Annotated in this window: 1 protein-coding gene; it reads left to right on the top strand. The window is 76.4% G+C overall.

Annotation, left to right across the window (positions count from 1 at the left end; all coding sequences use genetic code 11):
• The coding region (locus tag QWJ41_RS21505) for a hypothetical protein (RefSeq protein ID WP_302710538.1) at positions 1–229 on the top strand (229 nt) is incomplete at both ends.

A 229-nucleotide genomic window follows, 5' to 3' on the forward strand; every position in this document is an offset into this window, starting at 1 on the left:
GCGGGGTGACCCGGCGTCCCCTGCCCAACACCACCGGGGTCCTGCCCGTGCAGGCCAGCAGCCGCTACTACATCGAGTACGACGTCGGCGGCGGCGCGCTGCTGGTCACCGGCTCGCGCGGAACTGGCGCCGGCTCGCGGTCAGACGACGCGCTGGGTGGCCGCGGCGGCGAGCGTGGTGAGGACCGCGCAGGCCTCGGGGTCCAGGCCGCTGCGGTCGAGGGAGTCGG

Source organism: Nocardioides cremeus (assembly GCF_030518195.1).
GTDB lineage: Bacteria > Actinomycetota > Actinomycetes > Propionibacteriales > Nocardioidaceae > Nocardioides > Nocardioides cremeus.